At 67.0% G+C, this 6,141-nt stretch carries 10 protein-coding genes; 1 reads left to right on the top strand and 9 read right to left on the bottom strand.

The annotated features are described in order from the left end of the window. Window positions 1–75: 75 nt before the first annotated feature. The 6 genes from H2052_RS17815 to H2052_RS17790 form a co-directional block, all read right to left on the bottom strand. On the bottom strand, window positions 76–840 hold the full coding sequence (locus tag H2052_RS17815; RefSeq protein WP_293784986.1) for a ParA family protein: 765 nt from the start codon (window positions 838–840) through the stop codon (window positions 76–78). Window positions 841–852: 12 nt separating this feature from the next. Further along, on the bottom strand, window positions 853–1,029 hold the full coding sequence (locus tag H2052_RS17810; protein WP_013039042.1) for a hypothetical protein: 177 nt from the start codon (window positions 1,027–1,029) through the stop codon (window positions 853–855). A 191-nt stretch (window positions 1,030–1,220) separates the two neighbouring features. Further along, the gene (locus tag H2052_RS17805; protein ID WP_007688057.1) at window positions 1,221–1,613 is read right to left on the bottom strand and encodes a DUF3768 domain-containing protein; all 393 of its coding nucleotides are present in this window, start codon (window positions 1,611–1,613) and stop codon (window positions 1,221–1,223) included. Between the two features lie 307 nt (window positions 1,614–1,920). Further along, a complete protein-coding gene (locus H2052_RS17800) occupies window positions 1,921–2,112 on the bottom strand; it encodes a hypothetical protein (protein WP_013849898.1) in 192 nt (63 codons plus the stop codon). A 249-nt stretch (window positions 2,113–2,361) separates the two neighbouring features. Further along, complete coding sequence (locus H2052_RS17795; protein ID WP_013849897.1) at window positions 2,362–2,883, bottom strand: hypothetical protein; 522 nt, start codon at window positions 2,881–2,883, stop codon at window positions 2,362–2,364. 107 nt (window positions 2,884–2,990) lie between these two features. Further along, window positions 2,991–3,155, bottom strand: a complete 165-nt coding sequence (locus H2052_RS17790) for a hypothetical protein (RefSeq protein ID WP_013849896.1) — start codon at window positions 3,153–3,155, stop codon at window positions 2,991–2,993. Window positions 3,156–3,461: 306 nt separating this feature from the next. Here H2052_RS17790 and H2052_RS17785 point away from each other — a divergent pair, with 306 nt between their 5' ends. Beyond that, the gene (locus tag H2052_RS17785) at window positions 3,462–3,896 is read left to right on the top strand and encodes a hypothetical protein (protein ID WP_013039038.1); all 435 of its coding nucleotides are present in this window, start codon (window positions 3,462–3,464) and stop codon (window positions 3,894–3,896) included. A 75-nt stretch (window positions 3,897–3,971) separates the two neighbouring features. Here the strand turns inward: H2052_RS17785 and H2052_RS17780 are convergent, their stop codons facing one another. The 3 genes from H2052_RS17780 to H2052_RS17770 all read right to left on the bottom strand — a co-directional run. Beyond that, complete coding sequence (locus tag H2052_RS17780; protein WP_007688067.1) at window positions 3,972–4,379, bottom strand: single-stranded DNA-binding protein; 408 nt, start codon at window positions 4,377–4,379, stop codon at window positions 3,972–3,974. Window positions 4,380–4,786: 407 nt separating this feature from the next. Next, a complete protein-coding gene (locus H2052_RS17775) occupies window positions 4,787–5,449 on the bottom strand; it encodes a hypothetical protein (protein WP_293784952.1) in 663 nt (220 codons plus the stop codon). A gap of 118 nt (window positions 5,450–5,567) precedes the next feature. Continuing rightward, a partial coding sequence (locus H2052_RS17770; protein ID WP_293784949.1) for a DUF2493 domain-containing protein occupies window positions 5,568–6,141 on the bottom strand: 574 nt, incomplete at its 5' end.

The raw sequence follows: 6,141 nt of genomic DNA, 5'->3' as shown, positions 1-6,141 counted from the left end.
CCTCGACCCGGCGCGCCCGTTCATGGTCGCCGACAAGAAGTCCGAACTCCTCGATGCGCTCGTCGAACTTGCCCATCAGGCGGCCACGACCTCCTGGCTTGTCATGCGCCGCTCGATCTCGGCGAGCACCGCGCGGATCTCCTCGGCCGCCGCCTTGGCGCCGCTGCCGTTCTCCTGCCATACCGGACGATGATTTTCCGCGGCATGCTTGTAGGTCGGCCGCGCCTTGATGAAGGCCGGGAACATGAGCTTCTCGCCGACCGCATGCGCCAGCTTCACCGCATTCTCCATCTCGCGCCGGTCGAACGGATTGACCATCGAGGGGAGGAGCCCGAGGAAAGCGATCTTGCGGCCGGCGCGCGCGGCCTCGGCCTTGCGCAGCGCGGTCAGCAGCATCTTGGCGCATTCGACCGAATCCTCGGCAACCTGCACCGGCGCGATCACGGCATCGGCGACCGCCATCGCGCTCAAGGTGAGCTCGTCCCACTTGGGACCGGTATCGATAACGCAATAGTCGAAATGCGGGCGGAGCGCCGGGAAGCGGCCGATGAAGTCGCGCACATCCTGCGCCGCCTTGACCATCTGCAGGCGGGGATCGGCGCCGAGCACGGTTAGCCCGGCCTGCCCGTCGGCGCACAGGGCAGCGGCAGGATCGAACAGGTCGGCGGAAAACCCGCCCTGCCGCTCGCCGCCCAGGCGCCGCGTCGAGCTGCCCTGGGGATCGAGATCGACGAAGGCGACGCGGCGCTCAGGCGGTTCGGCGAGATACCAGGCGAGATGGGTGGCGAGGAAGGTCTTGCCGACCCCGCCCTTGAGCAGGCTGACCACGATCGTCTTCATGACCGCGGCACCTCAGCAATAGTCGTCCGGACCATCGCGCAGGTTGCGCTCATAATGATCGCGCGAGGACCAGTCGCCGCCACCGCCAATGCCGGGACCGACATAGCGGAACAGATAGACGGTGAGGGCGAAGCAGCCGAACGCGAAGAGAAACGCGTGATCGGGATGCGCGGCGAAATATGCGGCCATGATAAGTCTCCTTGGAGCCAGTGAACGGGCAAGCGAACGGCGCCACTGGCGCCGGCCACGCGCAATCGCGCGACATCTCGGACCCGCGCCCTCCCCTCCCGCATTTGCGGATGCGGCGTCCGTTGCCCGCATAGTCTGCTCAAGCAGACTATGCGGGCCATCCCCCCGGTCGGGGGGATGGCTGCGCCGGATCAATATTCGTCGGCCAGCAGGATAGTGAGCACGCGCGTCGTGACCTCGGGGTTCGCGGCATCCGGCGAGCCATAGGCGAGCTCGAGATCGTAATAGTCGATCTTCCAGTAGAGGATCGCATCCTCGAACTCGAAGCGGCCGAAATCATGCTCGTCGATCGGATCGTTGTCGGGCGTGAAGCTGTCATAGTCGCGCACGATCCGGAGGATCTCCGCGCGGCGGCGAAAGCCGCGGAACAGGGCGACGTCGCCGATCAGCGCCGCAACGCCCGCAGTCATCACGATCTGGTTGCGGCCCGGGCTATGGATGGACCGGCGAAGCGCGTCATTGAGTTCGGCGACGCGGGCGATCCGCTCGGCCTGGCTCATCGCATTCGGGGAGGATTGGGACATGAGAACGCTCCTGATCTGTCCGGCCCCGCCCGCCGGGGCCTTCCGACAGGCGTGCCAAGGGCCGGCGGCAGAGCGCGGCCGCGCACCGGCAGGGTCGCAACGGCAGTGGAGAAGCCCGCAAAGCGGGCTTGCGCGGGCGCGCGCGCCGGCCAGGCAAGCCGACAGGAGGAAGGTCTTGGCGGGCGGGATCGCGAAGAGATGATCGCGGTGTCCCGATCCTCTGGCTCCGCGGAGAGCCCGGCGCTATCCTCCGCTCATTATGACGAGCAGCGCCACTCTCTTCCGCCTTGCCCCGGCCTGGACCGCGTCACTCCAGGCGATGCGGCTGCGCCAGATCCTCGTCCGATCGCAATGCCGCCGCTGCGGCGGGTTGATGCGCGAGGATGTCGATGCCCTGATCGGGCTCCATGGAGCAGGCGCCAGCCTCATCGACCGGCAGGCCCGATGCCGCATGGTCGGCTGCGACGGCGCGGCCTATTATCTCGCGGCGCGCGGCCATGACCGTCCCTGGCACATATTGCTGCACGATGAGCACCTGCGCGCAGGCCTGGCCAACTGCCCTCCAGCGCGCGGCGCGACCGGCCGGGCCATCGTTTGCGCGCAGGGTTGAAGAGTGCGAGCAGCCACGGCAGGGATCGTCACCCGAATGGGCTGAGACTTGGCACAAGGCTCAGGGCGAAGCCTAGAGCCCGGTCCGGCCGCGCCGGAGCCGCCATTCTCAGGGCATAGATGCAGAGAAATCCGACTTTCAGACGGCAACCGCCCGTCGCAGATTGCCAAGTGCAGAACACAATTTCTGCGATACCTTACGGAGCTGCTGAAGCCTCTCCGCCGCCTCGTTCTCTTCGATCACGAGCGTCGAACGATCAGCCTGCCGTGCCCGGATCGCGATCACACGAAAGATGGCGGCCCATCGACTGGTCCGTTCGACTGTCAGCTTCGCCTGGCCATGGGCGAGCATCGTGCGCAGCCCTTCCTGGTGCCGAAATTCCGCCAGCAGGCTCGCGACACCCTTTCCCTCCACGGAAAAGGGGCCGCCCTCATTGACGAGTGCAGCAAGGTCATCGAGCCGTTGCCCGACCAAATGCCGCAGCTTCACCGACTGTCCTCGTCCCGGCTGAGCGCTCAGATGCAGCAAAGTCTCGGTAACGGCCACCTCCACCGAGGCGAAGCATTGCAGACAGGCACCGCGCCAGGCGTTCACCTCCTGGGTGATACGCGCCCACAGGGCATCATCGCGGGCATTCGCTATCTCAGCCTCAATCGTCATTATCACAGCATAGTCGCGGCATCTGAACAATCGGTTCTCGTCGTCGGCGCAAGCCGCGAGCGAAGCGAGGGGAATAACCGGGAGCCGAGCGGCTCCCGGACGAGCCGTCAGGCAAAGGGATCGAATTCGGTGACGATGGCGACGCTGCCGTCGGCGTCTTCGGCGGTGATGACACCATAATGCTGCCCGATCGCGATGACGAAGGTGACCACCATGAGGCTGCGCGAGAGGCTGAAGGCATGGCGGCGTGCGATTGCGATGTCGGTGAACATGTCGAGGCTCCTTTGCGCGCCGGCGGGTTCGTCCCGCTCGACAGGCGCCCGATGTGTCCGGCCGGTGGCCGCGATCACTTTTTCGGCTGTAGGCCCAAAAAGCCGTAGCGAAGCGACCGGACCCCTTGCGGGTTGATCGCAAAAGGTCACCGGGTGGACCAAGGATCGCGCCGATTGAGAGCGGGCGAACCCGCCGGCCAGGAGGCCAGGTCCCCGCCGATGTCGCGCCCCACCCCTTGCCCTGCCTGCCGCTCCATCCAACGGGGTCCGGATGACAGGCCGCCGCTTGTCGGTTAGCCCCGCCGGATGCTGTTCCCGCTCCTGCTTGCCGCCGCCGTGGTCCCCAATGGTCAGACCTTCGCCTGCACACCGACGCGCGTCTGGGATGGCGATGGCCCGATCTGGTGCCGCGAGGGCGCCCATGTGCGGCTCGCCGGCATTGCCGCGCGCGAGATCGACAACAGCTGCCGCCCCGGCCAGCCCTGTCCGAGAGCAAGTGGCCCGGCCGCCCGCGATGCGTTGGTGCGCCTGCTTGGCGGACCGCGCGGCCAGACATCCACCGGGCATATTCGCGTGGCTGGCCCCACCATGCGCTGCGTCTCGACCGGCGAAGCCAAGGGCAACCGGACCGGCGCCTGGTGCAACGCGCCCGGCATCGGCGATCTCAGCTGCGCGATGATTGCGACCGGCACCGTGCTGCGCTGGGAGCGCTATGCCAAGGGGCGATGCCGATCCCGCTGATCCGCTTGGGACCATGCCGCGCCTGAACAGGATAAGAGGCCCGGCGGCGATGCCGCCGGGCCGCCCTGTCCGAGCTCAGAAGGGGATTTCATCGTCTTCGGGCTCGTTGCCGCCGCCGCTATTCTCGTTGGACTTGGCGCGGGTGAGGAAGGTCACCTCGTCGGCGATGATCTCGACGCCGTAGCGTTCGATATTCTCGCTGTCGGTCCAGCGGGTGTAGTGGATACGGCCCCGGACCATGACCTTCATACCCTTGTCGACATATTGCTCGACCGTCTTGCCGACGCCGTTGAAGCAGGTGATCCGGTGCCATTCGGTGTCCTCGAGGCGGCGATTGTTGTCGTCGCGCAGGATCTTGCCGTTGCTGTCGCGCTTCGGGCGCGAGGTGGCGAGGCTGAAATGGGTAATGCGGGTGCCGCCCTGGGTGGTGCGGGTTTCCGGCGTGCCACCGACATTGCCGGCGAGGATGACGAGGTTCTGCATGGCCTGAGTTCCTTCGATGTGGGTCCAAGGGACCGTCCCTTCGACTGATCCCCGGCCAAGGCGGACAGGACGGCCCATCCACCGGCAGCGCAGCGCCGGGGAACCCCGAGACAAGGGGTGGTGCGGGCAGCCGTGGCACACGGCAACTCGGCCCGATGGCTTGCGGGTTGGATGGGCCGGACGGCCGGCTTAGGGGTCAGATGAGGAGAAGGACGGTGCGTCGCTTGGGCCATGACCGGAGCCCACCCATCGAAACCGCCGATATTGCCGGCTTTGCTGAGCTCGCCGGTCCGGCATCTCGCGGACCTTACGCCCGTGCCTTATCTGCCCGTCCCTTGAGCCGCAGGACGGGATTGTAGATCCTTCGCATGGCCACTCGCGGGCTCGACACGACGTCCGTTGCACGATCACGCGGAGGGGGAAGAGGAGGTACGCAAGGTGGCGGCGCCTGGCGTGGCTGGCCTCAGGCAGGCCGCCACGGCATCGAGGAGCTGCCCGGTCTCGCAAAGCACGGCGCCGATGTCGCAGGCATAGCCACCTGCCACCAGCGCGTCGATCCGATGCACCGCATAGGCCGGGCCGAGGCTCTTGATGAAATCGGCCAGCGGACGACCGGGCGCCGGCAGGCCTAGCTGCCGCGCCTCGTCGAGGGCGCGGACAAGGTCATGACGGATATCGCGGGCCAGCGCATCGTCCGTCCAGCCATGACCCAAAAGATGCGCCTTCAAACCCAGTTCGCAGGAGATCGCGAGCAAGTGCAGTGCCGGCGCAAGCGCAATAGGCGCGCCAATCTGCGCGCCGCGATGAAATTCGCGCGCACGATCAAGAAACACGGCTACAAGCACCGGATCGCCGGGCGCCGCCAATCTTTCGATCGCGCGCCAGCGGCGCGGCGTCAGCTGGCGGAGCCAGGAGGGACCGGCCTGGTTGCGCAAATGCCGTAAGTAAGCGCCATCGGCTTCGTCCACATCGCTGCCCGTTGACCATAACGACAGCAGCTTCGCCTTCCAGTGGCGGCCATGCGCGGCGCGGAAGGCAAGGAGCGCGCACGCACTGGCGCGATCGGGCATGAACATGATGCGGAACCTCCGAAGGGAACAAGGGACGCATCCACCCCGCCCCCTCCCCTCCGGCACCGGCATTCGTGAGATTGAGAAAAGCCGGCCGCCGAAGCGGCCGGCACGGCGGTCAGCCGCGGGATAAAGCCGCCGGCGGCGTTCCGAGCGGTCCGCGGCGATCGACGACATGGATGCCGCGCGCCTTGGCCTCGATCACCAGCCTTTCGGTGACGCCGTTGCCCTGGAAGGCGATGACGTAGCGCGGCTTGACCGAGAGCATCTGCTCGTTGCGCCGGAAGCCGGCACGATCGCCAAGCTTGCGATCAAGGCCGAACCGCAGCTGCTGGATGCCGTTCTGCTCGGCCCAGGATGCTGCAAGACGCTCGATGCCCTTCATGTCGCCGCCATGGACGAGATACATGTCGCCCACACGCTCGCGCACGGCCTTGAGGGTCCGCAGCAGATTGTCGGCAAACTGCTTGGCCTCGTCGTCGCTGGCGAAGCGAAGGCGCCCGCCGGCGAAGACCACGGGCGTGCCATGGACCATATTGGCATCGCGCACCCGCTCGCGCCGCGCCTGCAAATAGGCCCGGCCATCGACGATCGCAGCGGTCGTGCCGAGCGAGATGCGGTTGCCGGTCGCGGGCACCCAGGAGCGGCCGGTCTCATGCAGATAGTGGCGCGCCGCGGTGTCGCGCATCCCC

The sequence above is a fragment of the Sphingosinicella sp. genome (assembly GCF_013911755.1).
GTDB lineage: Bacteria > Pseudomonadota > Alphaproteobacteria > Sphingomonadales > Sphingomonadaceae > Sphingosinicella.
This window is presented reverse-complemented; position numbering and strand designations above follow the sequence as displayed.

Coding starts and splice junctions, on each gene's coding strand:
- H2052_RS17805 (WP_007688057.1), bottom strand. CDS start 1,613: ATGTCCCAATCCTCCCCGAATGCGATGAGCCAGGCCGAGCGGATCGCC.
- H2052_RS17790 (WP_013849896.1), bottom strand. CDS start 3,155: ATGTTCACCGACATCGCAATCGCACGCCGCCATGCCTTCAGCCTCTCG.
- H2052_RS17810 (WP_013039042.1), bottom strand. CDS start 1,029: ATGGCCGCATATTTCGCCGCGCATCCCGATCACGCGTTTCTCTTCGCG.
- H2052_RS17780 (WP_007688067.1), bottom strand. CDS start 4,379: ATGCAGAACCTCGTCATCCTCGCCGGCAATGTCGGTGGCACGCCGGAA.
- H2052_RS17800 (WP_013849898.1), bottom strand. CDS start 2,112: ATGGCCGCGCGCCGCGAGATAATAGGCCGCGCCGTCGCAGCCGACCAT.
- H2052_RS17795 (WP_013849897.1), bottom strand. CDS start 2,883: ATGACGATTGAGGCTGAGATAGCGAATGCCCGCGATGATGCCCTGTGG.
- H2052_RS17775 (WP_293784952.1), bottom strand. CDS start 5,449: ATGCCCGATCGCGCCAGTGCGTGCGCGCTCCTTGCCTTCCGCGCCGCG.
- H2052_RS17815 (WP_293784986.1), bottom strand. CDS start 840: ATGAAGACGATCGTGGTCAGCCTGCTCAAGGGCGGGGTCGGCAAGACC.
- H2052_RS17785 (WP_013039038.1), top strand. CDS start 3,462: ATGCTGTTCCCGCTCCTGCTTGCCGCCGCCGTGGTCCCCAATGGTCAG.